Origin of the sequence: Streptomyces sp. AB3(2024), assembly GCF_041862025.1 — a bacterium.
Lineage (GTDB): Bacteria > Actinomycetota > Actinomycetes > Streptomycetales > Streptomycetaceae > Streptomyces.
Genome location: NZ_JBGWAB010000066.1, coordinates 1 through 20,444 on the forward strand (window position 1 = coordinate 1; position 20,444 = coordinate 20,444).

Here is a 20,444-nt window from a genome sequence, read left to right on the forward strand (position 1 = left end):
CGGGCCCGCCGCCGGGGGCGCGGCCGGCGGCTCGGGTCCGGGCGGCGGCAACGGTGCGGGTGGCGGCGGTGCGGGCGGCAACGGTGCGGGCGGAGCGAGCACGACTCCGGGTGGTGGTTCGGGTTCGCCGAGCGGCGGCGGCTCGTCGGGCGGCGACGCGCTCCCCTCGTACTTCGCGGGCTCCTGGGCCTACAAGGCCCAGTTCAACATCGACCAGCCGGTCACCGTGATCATCGCGCGGTCCGGGGCCGTCCGGCTGATCAGCGACTCCACCATGGGTCACTGCGAGAACATGGCCAAGGTGGTGTCGGTGGCATCAGGCGGGAACCGGATCAACATCGGTTCGGCAGCGGTGGACAAGAGTCAGTCCAACAGCCAGTTCTGCGGGGTGCTGGACCCGTCGTACTTCACCAGGAGCGAGCCGGCCGGGCTCCAGCACAACGTCGGGCCCGCACACGGCGACGGGTACTACTACGAACGGTCATGACCCGCGCGGCCGTGCCACGACCGGGCCGTTCCGCTGTGTGTGGAGCCGGCGCACGTGGTCCCGGGTTTGACGACGACACCTTGCGGGCGCCCCTGCGGCTCGGCCCTCCCGGGCCCTGACCGGGACGCAACAACGTCCGGGTGGCTGCCTCGCCCCGATCGAGGCGGCCGCCCTGCCGGTGCTCGTCCTGCCGCCGGCCGAGGCCGGCCTCGGCATCGACCTGTCGCCCGGTCACGTCGGCCGGTGCCGCACGAGGCGGGGCCGGCAGCGCCCGGGTCGTACCTCGTCCCGGTTGGTCCGATTGATCGGATCTACCGGTGGGTCGTACCGGGACGTTCCCGGCGGTGGCAGAGCCGGGTTATGAATGAAATCGCATGACGGTGTCGTCACCTGACCATCCATGAACATCAACCTCGGGAGCCACACGATGCGCCCCATCAGAGCGGCCTGTCTCGGCACGGCCACCGCACTGGTTGCCCTTCTCGCCTGCGCCCCCGTCGCGGCCGCCGCCGCGGCGGGCACCGATTCGACGCGCGCCGAGGGCGGACACCGGGTCATCACACTCACCGGCCGGCTCGCGGAGCAGACGCGTTTCCCCGTCAACCCCGGCGGCGCCCCCGCCCAGGGCGATCGGACCGTCTTCCGCTCGATCCTCTTCGACAAGGACGGCAAGCAGGTCGGCGAAACCGGCGGCACCTGCACCACCACCCGGGTCGACAACGGCGGAGCGGAGGAGTGCGTCGTGACGTACGTCCTCCCCGATGGCCAGCTCTCCGTGCAGGGGATGGTCTTCGGCAATCTCAACCCGGGTCCGCCCCCTTCGTTCGACAACGGGATCACCGGCGGCACGGGGAAGTACGACCGGGCTCGCGGCTCGGTCCACGCCGACACGATCGCCACGGGCACGAGGCGTTTCACGATCGACCTCGACTGACCCTGCCTCCGCCCGGCAGCAGTCCGGCGGGGCCGTTGGCGGCATCGGGTGACGGACGGGGGCGGCCGGTTTCCTGGATTCGGACATGTTCTGCCCGGGGCCCGGGGCCCGGTGTCGTCCGAGCCCCGGGCCGTCGCCACTTCTGACCAGCGGCCTTTGCGGTCGGCCTGGAGGTCGCGGGCTCCGGGCCCGGCCGGCCGCCGCCGTGGAGTGGCTCAGAGGCGTTGTTTCCGGTCGGGTCCGGCTGGGCTAGCGTCGCCCTCCGAACACCGATGGGGAGGTCTCGTGCGCGCTCTCGTCTATCAGGGTCCAGGCTCCGCCGAACTGCAGGACCGGCCCGCCGCGCGGCTCGTGAACGGTGACGACGTCGTCGTGGAGGTCGTCGGTACGGGGGTGTGCGGAACGGACCGCAAGATCCTGCTGGGGCGTTTTCCGGCCCGGCCGGGCGTGGTGCTCGGGCACGAGTCGGTGGGTGTGGTGCGGGAGACCGGGCCGCAGGTGCGTTCGGTCGTGGTGGGGGAGCGAGTGGTGGTCAACCCCACCCTGTACTGCGGCTGGTGTGTTCCGTGCCGCCGGGGAGCGACCAACTTCTGCCGCCACAAGGCCGGGACCGAGGTCGGCGTCGACCGTGACGGTACCTACGCGGAGGCCGTGACCCTGCCGGAACGATTCGTCGAACGGGTTCCCGCCGGGCTGTCCTTCCGCGGCGCGGTCCTGATCGAGCCGCTCGCGTGCGTCCTGAGCAACGTCCGCGCCGCTTCCCTCACCTTCGACGACACCGTGGTGGTGCTCGGCGCGGGCCCGATCGGGACGCTGACCGCGCTGGTCGCCGCCCGCCAGGCGCGCCGTGTCACGGTCGCGGAACCGGACGGCTACCGGCTGGAGCGGGCCCGCGAGCAGTTCGCGCACGTGGTGGACGTCGCCGCGGGGGACGCGGCCGAAGCCGTGGTGAAGGCCTCGGGCGGCGAGCGTCCCTCCGTCGTCTTCGACACCACGGGCACCGGCCTGGAGGCGGCGCTGCGCCTGATCGACGACGGCGGCCGGGTGGTGGTGATGGGCTTCGACGACACCTACACCGTGCCGCTGCGCCCGCTCCGGCTCACCAACCGCGGCATCCGGCTGATCGGCGCCGGGGACTACCGTGCCGACGTCTTCCCGGTCGCGGTGGACCTGGCCGCCGAACTGGCCGGCCCACAGGACTCCGGCTCCGCACCGGTCCTGGAGCGGCTGGTGACGCACGAGTTCCCGCTCGAACGGTACGAAGAGGCCTTCGCGGCGCTCGGCGGGCCCACCCACGCAGACACCACGGGCGGCGGCCCCGCAGGGGCACCCCGCTACGACGCGCTCAAGGTGGTCATCCGCTCGCACTCCGGCCCGGTCGGCGCCGACGGCTGGCCGGTGGGCACGTGAGCGCGCCCCGGCTCGGGTCGATCGAGTCCGGCGGGACCAAGTTCGTCTGCCTGGTCGGCTCGGCCCCGGACCGGATCGAGGCCGAGATCCGCTTCCCGACCGGCGAACCGGGCCCCACCCTGAAACGGGCCATCGCCTTCTTCCAGGAGACCGCCGCCGAGACCGGACCGCTGGACGCGGTCGGCATCGCCTCCTTCGGGCCCCTCGAACTGCGCCCGGGCCACGCGAGGTTCGGCCACCTCGCGGCCACCCCCAAACCCGGCTGGTCCGGAGTGGACGTCGCCGGTCCGGTCGCCGCCGCGCTCGGTGTGCCGGTGCGCATCGACACCGACGTCAACGGCGCGGCCCTCGGTGAGGGCCGCTGGGGTGCGGCGCGCGGCCTGGACACGTACGTCTACCTCACCGTCGGCACCGGCATCGGCGGCGGCGCGGTGATCGGCGGCAAGGTGGTCAGCGGGCTGGTCCACACCGAGATGGGCCACCTCGCCGTGCCCCGGATCGCGGGCGACACCTTCCCCGGCTCCTGCCCCTTCCACGGCGACTGCTGGGAGGGGCTCGCGGGCGGCGAGGCGATGGGCGCCCGTTGGGGGACACCGGCCGAGGAACTGACCGGCGGCGCACTGCGTGAGGCACTGCGACTGGAGGCGGCCTACCTGGCCGCGGGACTGCGCAACATCGTGTACACGACCGCGCCCCAGCGGATCGTGATCGGCGGCGGCGTCGCGGAACTCCCCGGGCTGTTCCCGCTGCTGCGCTCCGAACTGACCGCGGCACTGGGCGGATACCCCGGGCTGCCCGAGCACGCGGCCGGGGACTTCGTGCTCCCGGCGCGGCTCGGCCGGCTCGCCGGACCGGCGGGCGGCCTGGTCCTGGCAGCTGAGGCAGCTGAGGCAGCTGAGGCGGCAGGGGCAGCCGAGGCAGCAGAGTCGGCCGCCACAGCACAGCGGCGGCCTCACTCCGGCCCTGGGCCATCGGGCGGAAGGGACGCATGAGGACGGCCCCGGGCCGGGCAGGCCGGTCGGTGTGACGCACCCCGATCCGGTGGGCCTCCTGGACCCCGCCACCCACGCCTGGCTGACCGGGCACGCCCTGCCCGGGGCACTCGTGCACGGGGTGGACCCGCTGCCCGGCGGGTTCACCAACGACATGACCCTGCTCACCGCCCAGCCCCTCGGCGCACCGGCCGCGGAGCGCTACGTGCTGCGCCGCTACCGGCCCAGCGGCAGCCGGGTCCCGCGCAACACCTGTGCCGTGGAGCTCGCGGTACTCGGCCGGGCGGCGGCCCGTACCGTACCGGTGACCGCGGTGGTCGCGGCCGATCCGTACGGACGGGCGACCGGCCGCCCCACCCTGCTCTACCGGTTCGTCCACGGGACCCCGCTCAGCCAGGTACTCGCGGACGGCCCGGCGAGCGGGGAGGCCCGGGACCTGGGCCGGGCCGTCGGCGCGGTGCTGGCGCGGATCGGCCGGGTCAGGCTGCCTCGACCGGGCGTCTTCGGCGACTCCTCCCTGGTCCCGGCCCCGAACGGCGCGGCCCCGAACGGCGCGGCCCCGCTGGGTGACCTGTCCGGGTTCGTCGACCGCTGTCTGTCCACCGCGCCCGCGGACGGTCCGCTGAGCGGCACGGACGCGGCCGTACTGTCCGCCCTGGCGCGCCGCGGACCCCGGGCGCTTGCCGCCGTGACGGGTGAACGCAGCCTGGTGCACTGCGACTTCAACCCGAAGAACCTCCTGGTGGAGCGGCGGGCCGGGGACTGGGCGGTGGCCGCCGTGCTCGACTGGGAGCTCGCCTTCAGCGGCTCCCCGCTCTTCGACGTCGGGAACATGCTGCGCTTCGCCCACGAGTACCCGCCCGCCTTCACCGCCGGCTTCGTCAAGGGCTTCCGGGGCGGGAGCGGGCGACTGCCCGGGGACTGGCTGCGGCTCAGCCGGACGCTGGACCTCTTCGCGCTCGCGGACATCCTCACGGCACCGCCCGACCCGGCCTACTTCGCCCGCGCCCGCACCGTACTGCACCGGGCGGCCGCCCGGGGGTGCTGATCTCGGCCGGGGGGCGACGGCAACCGGACTGTCACCCCTTTTCCCATCCGTCCCGTGCGCCGCCGCATTCCCAGGAGGTGACTTCTGTCCGTGCAGATCACGGAACCAGACAATATGCGCCGATTAAATGGCGAGTAGGTGACGCCTGGCCTTCTTCTCAGTGTCGGGAAGGCGGGTTAGTCTGCCTGGACCGAAGCGAAAGATCCTTGAGCAAGGGAGAATTCCGCAGTGGTGAACGAAAGTCCGGAGAACGTCCTGAACGCGCTCACGCCGACCGTTCGCTGCAACGGGACACCGCCGACGCCGGCCCTGCGCGAAGGTCCGTACTACAAGCCCGACACCCCTTTCAGGACCAGTTTCCGAGGCGACGTGGAAGGGGGCGTCCCGATGCTGCTGCACGGAGCCGTGCGCACCCCCGAGGGCAAGCCGATCGGAGGCACACTGCTCGACTTCTGGCAGGTCGGGGATGCCGGAGTCTATGACGACGAGGGTTTTCGGCTGCGCGGTCACCAGTTCGCGGACGCCGAGGGGCAGTGGCGGCTGGAGACGGTGCTGCCCGCCGTGTATCCCGGGCGGACACGTCACGTGCACGTGAAGGTGCAGCCGCCCGGCGGAGCCGTGCTGACCACGATGCTGTATTTTCCGGGCGAGCGTCGAAATCACCTCGACAAATACTTTCGGCCGGAATGCCTGATGGACGTGCGTGAGACGCCCGACGGCTGGGACGCCGCGTTCACCTTCGTTCTGGACCTGTGACTTCCGCACCGTAATCCTTGACGGAATCTTCGATTCCGAAATCCGGAGACATCGATATCCGCCGTCCGTAACATCCGCGGGACGGAAGTCGACAGGAGTCACATGGCCGACCTGATGCGCGCCCAGCGCGACGCCCGCGACGACGTCCGCGGCGATGCCCTGAGCTACGCACAGAACCACATCTACTACCCGGTCAGCGCGTACGAGATGGACCACGGGGAGGGCGTCCACCTCTACGACACCGACGGCAACGAGTACCTCGACTGCGCGTCCGGCACCTTCAACCTGAGTCTCGGCTACGGCCACCCCGAAGTCGTCAAGGCCATGCGCGACCAGGCCGAGCGGCTGGTGCACACCACCTCGACCTTCCAGACCGCCCCCGTCAACGAGCTGGTCCGGCGGCTGGTCGAGGTCACCCCGCCGAACCTGACGAAGGTGCACCTCAAGGTGTCGGGCGGTTCCACCGCCAACGAGGGTGCGGTCAAGATGGCGCAGGTGGCCACCGGCCGCCGCGACGTCATCACCCTGTTCCGCAGTCACCACGGCCAGACCATGATGACGACCACCATGTCGGGCGAGTCCTTCCGCAAGGCTCCCTTCCCGCACCTGATGCCCGGCGTGCTCCAGGTCCCCGACCCCTACTGCCTGCGCTGCTTCTACCGCCAGGCCGGCCCCGACAGTTGCGGCATGCTCTGCGTCGAACGCATCAACGACTTCCTCGACCACGCCAGTTCCGGCAGCGTCGCCTGCGTCGTCGTCGAACCGGTCTCCGGCAGCGGCGGCAACATCGTGCCCCCCGACGGCTACCTGCCCGCCCTGCGCGCCCTCTGCGACGAACGGGGCATCGTCCTCATCTTCGACGAGATCCAGACCGGCATAGGCCGCGTCGGCCGGATGTTCGCCGCGGAGCACTACGGGGTCCGGCCCGACATCCTGACCACCGCCAAGGGCCTCGGCGGCTCCGGCGCCCAGATCGCGGCCATCGTCGCGGACGAGCGGATGGCCGGGCTCAGCAGCGACCACCACTCCTTCACCTACGGCGGCAACGTACTCGCCGCCGCTGCGGCGGCCACCACCCTCGACGTGATCGGCCGCCCGGGCTTCCTGGAGAACGTCCGGGAGGTCGGTGCCCACGTCATGGAACGGCTGCGCGCCCTGGCCGCCCGGCACCCCGCCGTCGTGGACGTACGGGGCCTCGGCCTGATGATCGGGATCGAGATCGGCGACGACCGGGGCCGCCCGCACAGCGAACGGGCCCAGGCGCTGGCCCGCCGCGGCATGGACCACGGTCTGATCCTGCGCACCTCCCGCTACGGCCGGGGCAACGTGATCAAGATCCGCCCGCCGCTGATCCTCACCCGCACGGAGGCCGACCTGCTCTGCGACCGGCTCGAAGCCCTCTTCGCCGCCGAGGCCGCCGCATGACCGGCACCGCGCCCGGCACCGCGCCCGGCCGCCCTCCGGAGCCCGCGGCCGTGCGCCGGTACGTGACCGGCCTTGCCGACGCCGTCCGTGAGGCCGTACTGGCTGCCCAGCACCGGGCCGGCAGCCGCCTGGTCCGGGGCCACTCGCCGGGCGGGGACGCCCAGTTCGGCCTCGACGAGGTCGCGGAGGCGGCCGTCTGGAAGTACGTCGTCGGCCACGACCTGCCCGTCGCCGTCTACTCCGAGGACCGCGGCCTCCAGTACCACGGCACGGACCCCGCCCATCTGCTGGTCGTCGACCCCATCGACGGCACCCGGCCCGCCGTCGCCGGCCTGGAGTCGGCCACCGTCTCGGTCGCCGTCGCCCGCATGTCGCAGCGCCCGCGCATCGCCGACGTCGAGCACGCGCTGCTGATGGAACTGCGCACGGGCGCCTACCTCTACGGGGACCTTGCGACGCCCGGCATCGTCGCGCACGGCTACGACCATCCCGTCCCCGCCCTGACCGCCACCACCGACCTCACGCGGATGTTCTGGTCGCTGGAGTTCAACGGCCACCCGGCCCGCCTGATGACCGAGGCCCACGGCCACCTCATCGACCTCTCGGCCAACACCGGCGGGGTCTTCGTCTTCAACAGCGCCACCTGGTCGATCTCCCGGCTGCTCACCGGCCAGCTCGACGCCTACGTGGACATCGGGAACCGGCTGCTGCGCGACGACCCGGCGTTGCTGCCCGAGTTCGAACGCGTCGGCAACGGCAGGGTCCTGCACCTGTTCCCGTACGACATCGCGGCGGCCGTCTTCCTCGCCGAGCGGGCTGGGGCGGTCATCACCGACGGATACGGGCAGCCGCTCGGCGACACCGTCCTGACCGACCTGAGCATCACCAACCAGCGGTCCTGCGTCGCCGCGGCCACCCCCGAGCTCCACCGGGCCCTGCTGTCGGCCGTCCGGTGGAAGAAATGACGCCCATGCGCCCCCTGGACACCCCGCCCGCCGCAGCGGCCGGCACCGCCACCGACGAGGACACCGAGTTCAGGGCCCTGCTCGACCGGCTCTCGGACAAGGCCACCGCGGACTACTACAACCCCTTCACCACCTTCGACTGGCCGTCCACGATCCCCGCCGACGGACTCTGGATGTCCCCCGAACTCCTCTCCGTCCACGGCACCGAGCTGATGGACGAACTGAGTCCCACCCGGCTCCGGGCACTGAGCCGCTGGGAGAGCGTCAACTTCTACAGCCTCAACGTGCACGGCATCCGCGAACTGCTCATCGAGGTCACCCGGCGCATCCACATGCCCGGCTTCGAGCTGCCCTCCGAGTTCTTCCACCACTTCATCGGCGAGGAGAACGACCACATGTGGTTCTTCGCCACCTTCTGCCTCAAGTACGCGGACAAGATCTACCCCGACAAGTCGGTGAAACTGCCCGGATCCCCGCGCGATCCGAACATCGAGAACTTCCTCGTCTTCGCCCGGATCCTGATCTTCGAGCAGATGGTCGACCACTACAACGTGCACCTGGCCGCCGACCGCCGACTGCACCCGACCATCCGCCACATCAACCGCCTGCACCACCAGGACGAGTCCCGGCACATCGCCTTCGGCCGCCGCCTGGTGCAGTTGCTGTGGGAGCGCCTGCAGCACAGCGGCCTCGACGAGGAGGACCGGCACGAACTGGGCCACTACCTCCGCCGCTACCTCACCACCAGCATCGAGTCCTTCTACAACCCTGCCGTCTACCGCGACGCGGGCCTCCCGGACGGCTTCGCGCTGCGCCGGCGACTGCTCGCCCACCCCGCCCGGCAGGCCGCGCACGCGAAGGTCCTGCACAAGACCACCGACTTCCTCAACCGGATCGGGGTCTTCGATGCCCCTCACTGACCCCACGGCGACCGGGACCGCCTGGGCGGTCCGGGACGGACTGGCCACCCTCGACGAACCAGCCGTACTGCTGCGGGGCGCCCTGGACGAGGTGTTCACCCGGTGGGGAAAAGAGGCCGGAGCCCGGCAGCAGAGCTACCCACCGCTGCTGCGGGCCGAGGACCTGCGGACCCTCGACTACTTCCGCAACTTCCCGCACCTGGGCAGCCCGGTCACCCGGATCCGCCCCGACCGGCTGGAGGCCCTCGCCGCGGACCGGCCCGCGGGCGCCGCGCTGCCCGCGCCCGATCTGGCCGACGCCACCCACCTGCTGCCCTCCGCGGCCTGCTACGGCTGTTTCCTGCACCTCACCGGAACCAGCGCGGACACCCCCGTCCTGATCACCACCGTCGCGCAGTGCTTCCGCAACGAGGACCACCACGACGGGCTGCGCAGGCTCTGGGGATTCACCATGCGGGAGATCGTGTGCGTCGGGCCGGCCGAAACCGTACGCGCCCACCTCGACCGGCACCAGGAGCGGATCACCGCCTTCGGCGCGGCCCTCGGTCTCACCCTGGACCGGCAGCCCGCCACCGACCCCTTCTTCCAGAAGGACGGCGCCCGCACCGTCATGCAGCTGCTCGCCCCCGTCAAGGAGGAGTACCTGCACACCGACGGCACCGCCGTCGCCTCCACCAACAACCACCGCAACTTCTTCGGCGAGCGCCGCGCCATCCACCACGCCGGCCGCCCGGCCTTCACCGGCTGCGTCGCCTTCGGCCTGGAACGCTGGGTGCACGCCCTGGGTGACCTCTTCGAAGGGGACCTGGCCGCCGCGCACCGCGCGGTACGGCGGGCGGGGGAGCGCTCGTGACCCGGCTCGCCGCCCTGCTCGGGCTCGAACTCCCGCTGCTGCAGGCCGGGATGGGCGCCGTCGCCGGCCCCGCTCTGTGCGCCGCGGTGTCCCGGGCCGGAGCCGGCGGCACCCTTGCCCTGTACAAGGAACCGCCCGCACGGGCCGCCCGGCTGGTGCGGGAGGCGGCGGCCGCCACCGACCGGCCGTTCGGGGTGAACGTGGTCCCCGAGGTCACCGGCCCGGCGCGCTGCCTGGACCAGCTCCGGGCGGCCCTGCCCGAACTGCCCCCGGGAGGCTTCGTCACCTCCTTCGGGCTGCCCGACGCCGACGCCGCCCGGGCCGTGCACACCGCCGGACACCCGCTGGTGGTCCAGGTCGGCACCCTCGCGGACGCCGACACCGCCCTCGGCCGGGGCGCGGCCGTCCTGATCCTCCAGGGCACCGAAGCCGGCGGCCACCTGCTCGGACGGCAGCCGGTGGACCTCCTGCTGGCCGCCGTCCGGGCACGCCACCCGCACGCGGTCCTGGCCGTCGCGGGCGGGATCGCGACCGGGAAGGACCTCGCCGGCGCGGTGGCGCGCGGCGCGGACGGCGCCATGGCCGGCACCCTGTTCGTACCGGCCGCGGAATCCACGGCGCATCCGGAGTTCAAACGACGGGTGGTCGAGGCCGCGGCCGACGAAACCGTCGTCACCTCCCTCTTCGACATCGGCTGGCCGCACCGCCCGCACCGCGTCCTGCGCAACCGCCTCACCACCGCCCCGGAGCGCGCCCCGGCCGTGTTCATCGCCACCACCCGAGTGGACGGCCGAAGATATCCGGTACCGCGCTACAGCGCGGCGGCTCCGGGCGAAGGCACCACCGGACACATCGAGGAGATGGCCATGTACTGCGGCCGGTCCTGTGCCCGCGTCACCACCCGGCACCCGGCCGCCGCAGCCGTCGCGCGGCTCCGCCGGGAGTACGAGAGCGAGCGGTGCGCGGCAGAGGGCGCCACGACCGCCGCCACGGCAGGGCGCACGAGCAGATCCGAAGAACCGCACCGGATCCAGGAGAGGTGACCATGGACGAGGCGATCAAGCCGGTCGTGGACTGGCTGCTCGAACACAACCCCACCGTCGAAGAGATCCCGGAGGACCTCGACCTGATCGAGAACCGGCTGATCGACTCCCTCGGCTTCATGGAGTTCATCCTGTTGCTGGAGGACCTGATCGGCCGGGAACTGCATCTCGACCAGATCGACGTGAACCAGTTCCGCACCCTTCGCTCCCTGTCGGACCACTTCCTGAAGGGGTGAACCGCCCATGGCTGTGGCCCCACCGCCGCCCGGACCCGGACGGGTCGTCTCCCTGCACCTCGCCGCGGGACCCGGCGAGCCCACCTTCCGCGTCGCACGGGCCCGAGCGGTGACCGGCCGCGGTCTGGCGGGGGACCGCAACTACTGGGCGGGCGAGGGCCCCCGGCCCCGGCGGCGGGGGACCGGCCGGGCGTCCGGGGTCTGTGACGTCACCCTCATCGAGGCCGAGTCCCTGGAGGCCCTGGCCCGCGAACACGGCATCGCGCTCACCCCCGCCGAATGCCGCCGCAACCTCGTCTGCCGCGACATCCGGCTCAACCCGCTGGTGGACCACGAGTTCCGGATCGGCGCGGTGATCCTGCGCGGTCTCAAACTCAGCGAACCCTGCGCCCGCCTCGAACAGCTCGTGCGCCCCGGGCTGATCCGCGGCCTGCTGCACCGCGGCGGACTGCGGGCCGAGGTCGTCAGCGGCGGGACGATCCGGGTGGGCGACCGGATCCACCCCCTCCCGCACCGCGCACGGCCGCGCCTGCCGCCCGTCCCCGCAGATCTTTCCTGAGGCCGACTGGGCCCGGCCCGGCCACCCGCCCCGACGCACCCCGCCCGCCACCCGGCCCCCTGCCCCCACCGGCAGACCCGTCGAACGGTGGGAAAGCCCGTCGACCAGTGCGCACGCCGCCTGGAACGGGCCCCGAACATCCACGTCCGCAGGCAGGAAGACAGCATGGCGATCGAAGGCGCCGCCCCCGGGCGGGAGAACGGCACGGCACCGGATTTCGGCGCGGAGGCCCCGTCGGCCAAGGCCGTGGAACGCGCGGAACGGGCGGGCGAGGAACTCGCAGCGGTGGGGGCGGCCGTCGCCGTTCGCCCGCTGGAGTGGGGTTTCACCCTCCGCCTCGACCAACGGTCCGTCGACCTCCTCGCGCCCCCGGACGGCAGCGGGCCCGTCACCGGTTTCCCCGGCCTCGTGGAGGACGTGCTCGCCGGAGCCCTGCCCGCGGCCGTCGCCGAAGCCGCCGGTGCGCGGCTGGCCGGACGGGCCGAACGGATCCGGGCCGCCGCCCGGGGCACCGGGTGCGAGCTGCGCTCGCCGTGGGCCGCGCCCACGCTCCTGGCCCCGGTGGCCCTCGACGCACCGGCGAGCGAGACCGGCCTGTGGTTCAGCGTGTTCGAAACGGGCACGGGCTGGGGAGCCGACACACCGTTCACTGCCCGCTACGCCTCGGAAACCCCCGCCCTGGCCGTCTTCCGCGACGACCTGTACTGCCTCTACCAGGGCCGGGGCGACGACCCCGACCTGTGGTGGACCCTGCACCGCGCGGACGGCGGCTGGTCCGACGACCGGCCCCTGCCCGCCCACCACACCCTGGGCAGCCCGGCCCTGGCTGTGTTCCAGGACCGGCTGTACTGCGCCCACCGCGGCGGCTCGGGCGACTGGGGCATCGCCCTGACCTCGTACGACGGCAAGACCTGGAGCCCGGACCGGCCGGTCCCGACCGCCGAGAGCGTCTACGGCCCGGCGCTGGCCGTCTTCCGCGACGCCCTCCACCTCGCCTACGCCGACGCCGGCCAGCGGATCATGGTCACCATCAGCCGCGACGGCCGCACCTGGACCCCTCCCGAACCCGTCCCCGGCTGCGCCACGACCAGGTCCCCGGCGCTCGCCGCGTACGACGGCGCCCTGCACCTGCTGCACGGCAACCCCAGCGACGGCGCGATCCACTGGAGCCGGCTGCGCGGCGCCGGCTGGACCTCCGAAGGAGCCCTGCCCGGGCTCCGCACCCGGAGCAACATCGGCCTCGCCGTCTTCGACGGCAGGCTGATGTGCGTCCACCGTGACCCCGCCGGCCAACAGCTGTGGTGGTCCGCCCACGACGGCACGGGATGGAGCGCGGACACCGCGATGGCGGGCCACAGCAGCAAGTACGGTGTGGCACTGGCGGTGTACCGGGACCGGGCCGCCGTCCGGGACCAACTCCTGTGTGTCCACCGGGGCCACGCACAGCGATTCGTCACGGCGGCGGGGGAGGTGCTGACGGACGTGGACCCGGCAGGGCTGCACGAACTCGACGATCCGCACTCGGTCGCCGACTGAGTCCGCCGCCCGCCGACCACGTCTGACGAAAGGGTCCTCAGCCCCGCTGCCCGAGGGCTTCCTTGACCTCCCGCACCACGCGGGCCGCGTCCTCGGGGTTGTGCACCACGTCCGTGTGGTTCATGTCGATGACGAGGACCTCGCTGGCCGAGTAGTGCTTGTGCACCCAGTCGTCGTAGCCGGACCACAGCGTGCGGTAGTACTCGACGAGGCTCTCGTCCTGTTCGAAATCGCGGCCCCGCAGCCCGATGCGGTGCAGCACCGTCTCGAAGTCGGCCTTGAGGTACACCATGAGATCGGGTGCCTTGCGGTACGGCAGGCCGTCGATCTCGCGCATCATCTCGTTGAGCAGCCCCTCGTACACCCGCATTTCGAGGGAGCTGATCCGGCCCAGGTCGTGGTTGACCTTGGCGAAGTACCAGTCCTCGTAGATGGACCGGTCGAGGACGTTGTCGCCCTGCTTGTACGCCTCCTTGATCGCGGCGAACCGTGTCTGGAGGAAGTAGAGCTGGAGCAGGAAGGGGTAGCGGTTCGCCTGGATCTCCTCGGGGCTCGCCGTGTAGAAGAGCGGGAGGATCGGATTGTCTTCGACGCTCTCGTAGAAGACTTCGCTGCCCAGCTCCTTGGCGAGCAGTTCGGCGACACTCGTCTTGCCGATTCCGATCATGCCTCCGACGCAAAGCACCGGCATACCTCACTTCTCCCTGGGGGTCTTCTGTTCGTCGGCGGGTGGGCTGGGCGCCGCACGCCGCCGGGACGCACTCCGGCGGTCACGCGATGCCCGGGATCTTCGTGATCGGCGTCATGTGGCCCCGTCCGGACCGGGGCCCTGACACGGGTGGCTCTGCTCGGCCGGCGGATCCGACCGCTGCGCAGCCGCCGCGCGGGGTGACGGGCCACAGCCCTACGGCCGAACTGAATCTTAAATGACGATTCACCCCCATCGGCCGGGGCGCCGGACGGGCCGCCCCGCGCGGCCCTCGCGTCGGAGGCCGGTGGCCGACGCTCTGGTGACCAGGTCCCCTTCGTGGCGTCGGAGGGTGTCGGCCCGCAGCGGGAGGGTCTCGCGCAGGGCGGGCTCGTCGACCTGGATGACCGGGGTGCCCGCCGCTTCCAGGTCGCCCACCTCGTCACGCAGGGCGAGCGCCACCTGGCGGGCGGTGTCCCCGAGGGGCTGGTCGTCGCGCACGAAGGACCAGGCGAGCATGGTGACCAGGCCGGTCAGCATGCCCTTGACCGGCTTGGCCGTCTGCGACTGGGCGTACGAGGTCCAGCGCACGGTCATCGGCTCGGGGCGGGAGACGTCCCCGGCCAGGACCGGCGGGCGGACGTAGCGGGTGCCGTAGGACTGCACCCAGCCGTGCCGGGTGGCGACGTAGCCGGTGAGCTGCTCCGCGAAGTACTGCACCATGTCGCCCCGTTCGGGTTCGCCGTGCACCAGGACGTCGATCCCGGTCTTCTCCTGGAAGGAGAGGGCCTCGCGGATCTCGTCCTTGATCCGCTCCTCGTAGGCGGCCGTGTCGATCCGGCCGGCCCGCAGGTCGGCGCGGGCGAGGCGCAGCTCGTCGGTCTGCGGGAACGAGCCGATGGTCGTCTTCTGCCGGGCGAAGGCGAGCCAGCGCCGGATCTGCGGGTCGATGTCACGCTCGGCCGCGGCGCCCAGCGGGACGTGCAGCAGTGAGCAGGAGGCGGCGACGTCGACCCGGCCGGCGAGGCCCAGCAGGGTCCCGAGGGTGGCCAGGGACTTCCGGTAGTCGTTGATCCAGACGTTGCGGCCGTTGACCACGCCCGCCACGAGCCGCTTGCCGGGCAGTCCGCCGACGGCCGCGAGGTCGGCGAGGTTCGCGGCGCCGGCGTCGGTGAAGTCCAGCGCCAGCCCCTCGACGGGGGCGGCGGCGAGCACCTGGAGGGCGCCGCCGAGCCGGCCGAAGTACGAGGCGACCAGCAGCTTCGGACGGTCGGTGGCCGCCCCCAGCTCGCGGTAGGCGCGGGCGGCGGCGTTCAGATCGGCCGGGGTGCGGTCCTGGACCAGGGCCGGTTCGTCCGGCTGGACCCACTCGGCGCCGGCGGCGCGCAGATCGGCGAGGACCCGGGCGTAGACGGGCAGCAGCCGGTCGAGGAGGGTGATCGGCCGGAAGTCGGCGGCCACGCCCGGGGCGGGCTTGGCCAGCAGGAGGTAGGTGACGGGGCCGACGAGGACGGGGCGGGCCGTGTGCCCGAGCGCGAGGGCCTCCTTCAGCTCGGCGACCTGCTTCGTGGAGTCGGCGGTGAAGACGGTGTCGGGGCCGAGCTCGGGGACCAGGTAGTGGTAGTTGGTGTCGAACCACTTGGTCATTTCGAGCGGGGCGACGTCCTGGGTGCCGCGGGCCATCGCGAAGAGGCCGTCGAGGGCGTCGGCGGCGACCGCCGCGCGGTGCCGCCCGGGGACGGCGCCGACCATGACACTGGTGTCCAGGACGTGGTCATAGTACGAGAAGTCGCCGGTCGGCACCTCGGTGATGCCCGCGTCGGCCAGCTGCCGCCAGTTCGAGCGGCGGAGGCCGGCGGCCGTGCGCCGCAGGGCGTCGGCGGTGACGCGGCCCTTCCAGTAGCCCTCGACGGCCTTCTTCAGTTCGCGGTTCTGACCCTGACGGGGGTAGCCGTACACGGTGGCTCGTGCTGCCGCGGCCGTGGGCTTCGTTGTCACGGAACTCTCCTTCGCGAGATGTGTCCTGAACGTCCCGGTGAGGGGACGCGGACGCGAAGGAACGACAGAACGCGCGGACCACGTCGCGGGGAAACACCACACGTGCCGCTCGTCGTGTACGCCGACCCGCCCACGAGGTCACCGGGATCTCCGCACGGGAATCGTCCGCGTGCGGGCAACGGGCAGGTCTTCGGACTCGCGGGCACGCCTGCCGGTCTCCCGGCGGGCACCTACTGGCCGTCGCTTCCCAGGACCGTTGTCCGGTCCCAGTGCGTATGACGGCGGTCGTTCCCGCTCACCGCTGCGGGGCAGTCCCGGATTCCCACCGGGTTCCCTCTTACGACGCATCCCGCCTGGCGGACGGGGCGAACCAGCTGCACCGGCCACCCTAGGGCGGAAGATCGCTCAGCGGCGAGCCCCGTCCCTCATCCGGACGGCGAAATGAGACAGGACGGGGGTGCGAGCGCGCTGATCGCCCGCGACATGCCGCTTTCGGCGCAATACTCCGGTGCCGCGCCGTCGGCGGGCCATCCTGTGGGCCGTTGCACGGTCGTGTCAGGAGTCCGTGGGTGTACCGATCGCTTGAGCGGCTTGATGACCGGATCCGGCGCGAGCACCGGGCGGGCCCCAGGGACGCGGGACGGGCACCGGCTCGCAGGCATGCCGCCGCGGTGGCGTACGGCGCCGGGTGCGGTGGGCGGGAGCAGAGGTTCGTGTCCCGGTCCACCGGGCGGTCGTGATGCCGGGCGGCAGGGAGTGGGAGCGGGGGAAGCGGCCTCCCAGGCCCGACCCGTTGCTGCGCCTGGAAGCCGAGCTGGGCCGGATCGAAGAGCGGCTGCAGGCTCTGACCGCGGCGAGGGCCCGGATCGAGGGCCTGCTGGGCGCGGTGCTGGACATCACCCGGGAGGTGGAGCTGCCGGCGGTGCTGAACCGCATCGTGACCACTGCCATGGAGCTGGTCGGCGCCCGCTTCGGGGCACTGGGCGTACTGGACGACTCCGGCGAGCGGCTGGCGCGGTTCATCGCCGTCGGCCTCTCCGAGGAGGAACGCGCGGCCCTGGCCGACGTGGGCTTCCCCCGCGGCCTGGGCGTACTCGGATACCTGATCCGCCACCCCGAGCCGCTGCGGGTCGACGACATCTCCGCCCATCCGTCCTCGGTGGGGTTCCCGCCCGGCCACCCACCGATGAGCACCCTCCTCGGCGTGGCCATCAGCGTCCGCGGCGAGACCTACGGAGACCTCTACCTGTCCGAGCGGAGCGACGGGAGGGCCTTCGACGTCCACGACGAGAACATGGTCGTCGCCCTCGCCCGCGCCGCCGGCATCGCGATCGACAACGTCCGCCTCCTCGAACGGGTTCGGGCCTCCTCCGAGCAGTTCCAGCGCCTCCTGCTGCCGACACTGCCCGACCTGGGACCCTTCGCCGCCGCCGCCATCTACCGGCCCGCCGCCGAGCCCAACGCACTCGGCGGGGACTGGTACGACGCCATCCCCCTGCCCGACGGCGCCGTGGCGCTCGTCATCGGCGACGTGGTCGGCCACGATCTGCAGGCGGCCGCGGCCATGGCCTCCATCCGCAACATGCTGCGCTCCCTGCTGTTCGAACTGGGCGGTCCGCCCGGCGCGGTCCTCACCCAGCTCGACCGGACCCTGCAGGCCATCACCGACAACCCGGTCACCACCACCGGCCTGGCGCGCATCGAACGCGCGGGGGGCGGGTGGAGGATGCTCTGGAGCACCGCGGGCCACGTCCCCCCACTGTTGATCACTCCCGGCGGCCGGCCGCACTACCTGTTCGCCGAACCCGGACTGCCGCTGAACGTCGACAGCGAGCAGCGGCGCCCGGACCACACCCACCCGTTGTCCCCCGGCACCACGGTGGTCCTCTTCACCGACGGCCTCGTCGAACACCCCGGCCACCCCATCGACGAGAGCCTGGAGGCACTGGCCGGGCTCGCCGCCGCGCACGCCTCCCTGCCCCTGCAGGACTTCGTACGGGCCCTGGCCGACGGACATCCCAGCGACGGGCACGACGACATGGCCGTACTCGCCCTGCGCATCCCGGGCTGAAGCCGCCGGAGGGCATCGGGGACACGTGCGGGTGGCGGCGTGGCGGAGCCCGCAGGGGTGCAAGATGGACAGACCAGCGAGGGACGAGAGCAGGGACAGAACCCCCGATGACCGACGCGTGGCGCCACAGGCTTCGCAGCGCCGGTGCGACGGCCCTGAAGAGCGGCGCCGTCGCCGCGCTGTACTACGCCGGGGGCGAGCTCGGGCTGCTCCAGCAGCTCGTGCGCGGTCAGGTGTCACCGCTGTGGCCCCCCACCGGCATCGCCCTGGCCGGTCTGCTCCTGCTCGGCCCGCGGGTCTGGCCGGGTATCGCGCTCGGAGCGTTCCTGGTCAACCTCTCACCCGGGCCGTCGCTCACCGTCGTCCTGGCCATCACGGCGGGCAACACCCTCGGATCCCTGGCCTCCTACGCGCTCCTTCGCCTCGTCGGCTTCCGCACCCGGATGAACCGATTGCGGGACGCGCTCGCACTGGTCTTCCTCGGAGCGTTCGCCGGCATGCTCATCAGCGCGACCGTGGGGATCGGCACCCTGAGCCTGGCCGGCGCACTGCCCGCCGGCGGGTTCTGGCCCTCGTGGTGGGTCTGGTGGACCGGCGACGCGATGGGCGTCCTGCTGGTCACGCCGGTCCTGCTCGTCCTCAGCACCGCGCGCCGGCCGAAGGGCGTGCCGACATCGCGGTGGGCGGAGGCACTGGTGCTCGTGGCCGCCACGATCGCCGTCGGCATCCTCGAAGCCTCTCCCGCACCCCTGCTCTTCCTCGCCTTCCCGCTGCTGACCTGGGCGGCCTTCCGCTTCCAGCTCGCCGGAGCCGCACCTTGCGCGCTGGCCGCATCCATCTTCGCGATCCACGCCGCCACGCACCGGACGGGCCCCTTCGCGGGCCAGACCCTCCTCACCGCCATGGTCTCGTTGCAGGCGTTCAACAGTGCTGCCGCGCTGACCGCGCTGCTGCTCTCGGCGGTCGTCACCGAGCGGAACCAGACCCTGGAAAGGGTCGAACGGGCTTGCGGGCGGCTGGCCGAGATGGTCGCGAGGACCGCACCGGACACCGACGGCCTGCCGACGGTCGCTCGCGAGCACGAGCACGATCCCGACCACGAGCGCGCATACGACGACGAGGGGGAGGGCGAGGGCGGGCGACGGTGACGCCCGCCGCCCGTACCGCCCAACGCCGCGGCGGCAGAATACCCAGAGCCCTGCCGCCCCGGACATCCGGTGCGGCAGGGCTCTGGGGGTGGGTGCGGTACGCCGATCAGCCGAGGGCCGGCGCCGGCTGCGGCGCCGCCGTCTCGGCACCGGCGGGATCGGTGCGGTGGGCCAGGAGTCGCTGGGCGAGGACGCCGAAGACGATCCCGAACACGACCCACATCACGACCTGGACGGTCACCGACGCGACCCGGAACTCCCACAGCAGGGCCGCGGGGAACTCGGGCTTCACGGCGTCGGTGTTGTCCGGGAGCACCAGGAAGGCCAGCGCCGCGGCGACGACGAAGCCGGCGCCCGCCGTCAGCGTCGCGTTCCAGTTGCCCAGACGCGGTGCCAGCCGCCGCCCCAGGATGATCGCGCCCACCCCGAGCAGGACGCTGAGCAGGATCATCAGGAAGAACAGCGTGGTGCGCTGGCCGATCGTGTCGGGATTGCCGACGGCCGGCGGGCTGGCCGGGTACTTCAGGAACGGCACGAGGTAGACGGTGGTGAAGGCTCCCGCGGCCGTGAGAGCCGCCGTCGCGCGGGGGCTGAACCCGCCGACGCGGCCCAGGACGAAGGAGAACGCGAGGGAGGCGATGCCGCCCAGCGCGACCCCGTAGACCAGCACACCGGTGGCGAGGCCGACGGTGGACTGTACGGGCCGGCTGACGAGCTCTACCTCCTCCTCGGCGGCGGCGGGGGCGCCGCCGCCGTGACCGGCGTGGCCGGCCGCGGGGGCGGCTTCCTTGGCGGCCGTGGCCTCTTCGACGGCGATGGAGCCCCGGACCGGGGGCTCACCGACCACGTAGGCGACGGCGAAGGCGAACAGACCGGCGATCAGGCCCGCGAGCATGCCGCGGACCAGCAGACCTCTGACAGTGGAGGCGTACATGGTGCGTGTGCCTCTCAGTGGCAGGGGAAGCCGAGCAGGTGTCGGCCGTCGTGCACCCACTCGTGCACGCCCTCGCCGGAGAACACGGCGGTGGCACCCTGCTCCGCGCCGACGAAGTACAGGGCCACGAGCATCAGGAGACCGACGAAGAGCGCCCAGGGCAGAACCGCGCGCACGGGCAGCGGAGCAGAGGGCGAGAGGGCGGGGACAGGTATGGCAGCGGAAGCGACGGCCTCGGCCATGGTGGAACCTCCTCGGGGAACGACGCGTCCCATATGGTGGTGCGGAACGACGGTCCGAGGGTCTGACTCGCCGCGGCCGGCACCCCCGGGGGAGTGCGGACGCAGCACACAGTGGCGCGACCATGCCGGATTCACACCGGACTTCCGTCTCGCCGTCGTCGCTATGTGCAGATGTCGGCGTGACGCTACCGCCTGCGGC

General features: G+C 72.4%; 18 protein-coding genes, 2 pseudogenes and 1 riboswitch. Of the genes and pseudogenes, 16 read left to right on the forward strand and 4 right to left on the reverse strand.

Translation table 11 applies throughout. The annotated features are described in order from the left end of the window. The 14 genes and pseudogenes from ACEPPI_RS23810 to ACEPPI_RS23875 all read left to right on the forward strand — a co-directional run. Positions 1-487, forward strand: a pseudogene (locus ACEPPI_RS23810) (serine/threonine protein kinase); the annotation flags it as partial. A gap of 427 nt (positions 488-914) precedes the next feature. Then, a complete protein-coding gene (locus ACEPPI_RS23815) occupies positions 915-1,421 on the forward strand; it encodes a hypothetical protein (RefSeq protein WP_373917286.1) in 507 nt (168 codons plus the stop codon). Between the two features lie 285 nt (positions 1,422-1,706). After that, positions 1,707-2,831, forward strand: a complete 1,125-nt coding sequence (locus ACEPPI_RS23820) for a zinc-binding dehydrogenase (RefSeq protein ID WP_373917287.1) — start codon at positions 1,707-1,709, stop codon at positions 2,829-2,831. Next, complete coding sequence (locus tag ACEPPI_RS23825) at positions 2,828-3,823, forward strand: ROK family protein (RefSeq protein ID WP_373917288.1); 996 nt, start codon at positions 2,828-2,830, stop codon at positions 3,821-3,823. The genes ACEPPI_RS23820 and ACEPPI_RS23825 overlap by 4 nt, the downstream gene beginning before the upstream one ends. Before the next feature lie 31 nt (positions 3,824-3,854). Then, on the forward strand, positions 3,855-4,871 hold the full coding sequence (locus tag ACEPPI_RS23830) for a phosphotransferase (RefSeq protein ID WP_373917289.1): 1,017 nt from the start codon (positions 3,855-3,857) through the stop codon (positions 4,869-4,871). Between the two features lie 228 nt (positions 4,872-5,099). After that, positions 5,100-5,627 carry a hypothetical protein gene (locus ACEPPI_RS23835; protein WP_373917290.1) on the forward strand — a complete coding sequence of 176 codons (528 nt, stop codon included), beginning with the start codon at positions 5,100-5,102 and terminating at the stop codon, positions 5,625-5,627. 102 nt (positions 5,628-5,729) lie between these two features. Continuing rightward, complete coding sequence (locus ACEPPI_RS23840) at positions 5,730-7,052, forward strand: aspartate aminotransferase family protein (protein WP_373917291.1); 1,323 nt, start codon at positions 5,730-5,732, stop codon at positions 7,050-7,052. Further along, entirely contained in the window at positions 7,049-8,017 is a 969-nt protein-coding gene (locus ACEPPI_RS23845) for an inositol monophosphatase family protein (protein ID WP_373917292.1), read from the forward strand. Before ACEPPI_RS23840 ends, ACEPPI_RS23845 begins: the two co-directional genes overlap by 4 nt. After that, positions 8,014-8,937, forward strand: a complete 924-nt coding sequence (locus tag ACEPPI_RS23850; protein WP_373917293.1) for a diiron oxygenase — start codon at positions 8,014-8,016, stop codon at positions 8,935-8,937. The genes ACEPPI_RS23845 and ACEPPI_RS23850 overlap by 4 nt, the downstream gene beginning before the upstream one ends. After that, positions 8,924-9,790, forward strand: coding sequence for a hypothetical protein (locus ACEPPI_RS23855; protein WP_373917294.1), 867 nt, complete (start codon positions 8,924-8,926; stop codon positions 9,788-9,790). Before ACEPPI_RS23850 ends, ACEPPI_RS23855 begins: the two co-directional genes overlap by 14 nt. Continuing rightward, entirely contained in the window at positions 9,787-10,833 is a 1,047-nt protein-coding gene (locus ACEPPI_RS23860) for an NAD(P)H-dependent flavin oxidoreductase (RefSeq protein WP_373917295.1), read from the forward strand. Before ACEPPI_RS23855 ends, ACEPPI_RS23860 begins: the two co-directional genes overlap by 4 nt. 2 nt (positions 10,834-10,835) lie before the next feature. Beyond that, complete coding sequence (locus tag ACEPPI_RS23865) at positions 10,836-11,069, forward strand: acyl carrier protein (RefSeq protein WP_356214527.1); 234 nt, start codon at positions 10,836-10,838, stop codon at positions 11,067-11,069. A gap of 7 nt (positions 11,070-11,076) precedes the next feature. Continuing rightward, a complete protein-coding gene (locus ACEPPI_RS23870) occupies positions 11,077-11,628 on the forward strand; it encodes an MOSC domain-containing protein (protein ID WP_373917296.1) in 552 nt (183 codons plus the stop codon). A 165-nt stretch (positions 11,629-11,793) separates the two neighbouring features. Next, positions 11,794-13,164, forward strand: a complete 1,371-nt coding sequence (locus ACEPPI_RS23875) for a hypothetical protein (RefSeq protein WP_373917297.1) — start codon at positions 11,794-11,796, stop codon at positions 13,162-13,164. Positions 13,165-13,201: 37 nt separating this feature from the next. Here ACEPPI_RS23875 and ACEPPI_RS23880 read toward each other — a convergent pair whose 3' ends face one another. Together ACEPPI_RS23880 and ACEPPI_RS23885 are read right to left on the reverse strand one after the other, a co-directional pair. Then, positions 13,202-13,855 (reverse strand): deoxynucleoside kinase, encoded by a 654-nt coding sequence (locus ACEPPI_RS23880; RefSeq protein ID WP_373917298.1) that lies wholly within the window; start codon positions 13,853-13,855, stop codon positions 13,202-13,204. A gap of 354 nt (positions 13,856-14,209) precedes the next feature. Next, positions 14,210-15,850: pseudogene (locus ACEPPI_RS23885) on the reverse strand (5-methyltetrahydropteroyltriglutamate--homocysteine S-methyltransferase); the annotation flags it as partial. 184 nt (positions 15,851-16,034) lie between these two features. Next, a riboswitch (cobalamin riboswitch) is annotated at positions 16,035-16,190 on the reverse strand. A 453-nt stretch (positions 16,191-16,643) separates the two neighbouring features. On the opposite strand from ACEPPI_RS23885, the gene ACEPPI_RS23890 reads away from it, so the two are divergent. Together ACEPPI_RS23890 and ACEPPI_RS23895 are read left to right on the forward strand one after the other, a co-directional pair. After that, a complete protein-coding gene (locus tag ACEPPI_RS23890; protein ID WP_373917299.1) occupies positions 16,644-17,921 on the forward strand; it encodes a PP2C family protein-serine/threonine phosphatase in 1,278 nt (425 codons plus the stop codon). A gap of 107 nt (positions 17,922-18,028) precedes the next feature. Beyond that, positions 18,029-19,069, forward strand: a complete 1,041-nt coding sequence (locus ACEPPI_RS23895; protein WP_373917300.1) for an MASE1 domain-containing protein — start codon at positions 18,029-18,031, stop codon at positions 19,067-19,069. A 106-nt stretch (positions 19,070-19,175) separates the two neighbouring features. Here ACEPPI_RS23895 and ACEPPI_RS23900 read toward each other — a convergent pair whose 3' ends face one another. After that, on the reverse strand, positions 19,176-20,003 hold the full coding sequence (locus tag ACEPPI_RS23900) for a CbtA family protein (protein ID WP_373917301.1): 828 nt from the start codon (positions 20,001-20,003) through the stop codon (positions 19,176-19,178). 14 nt (positions 20,004-20,017) lie between these two features. Next, on the reverse strand, positions 20,018-20,245 hold the full coding sequence (locus tag ACEPPI_RS23905) for a CbtB-domain containing protein (protein ID WP_373917302.1): 228 nt from the start codon (positions 20,243-20,245) through the stop codon (positions 20,018-20,020). Positions 20,246-20,444 lie beyond the last annotated feature (199 nt).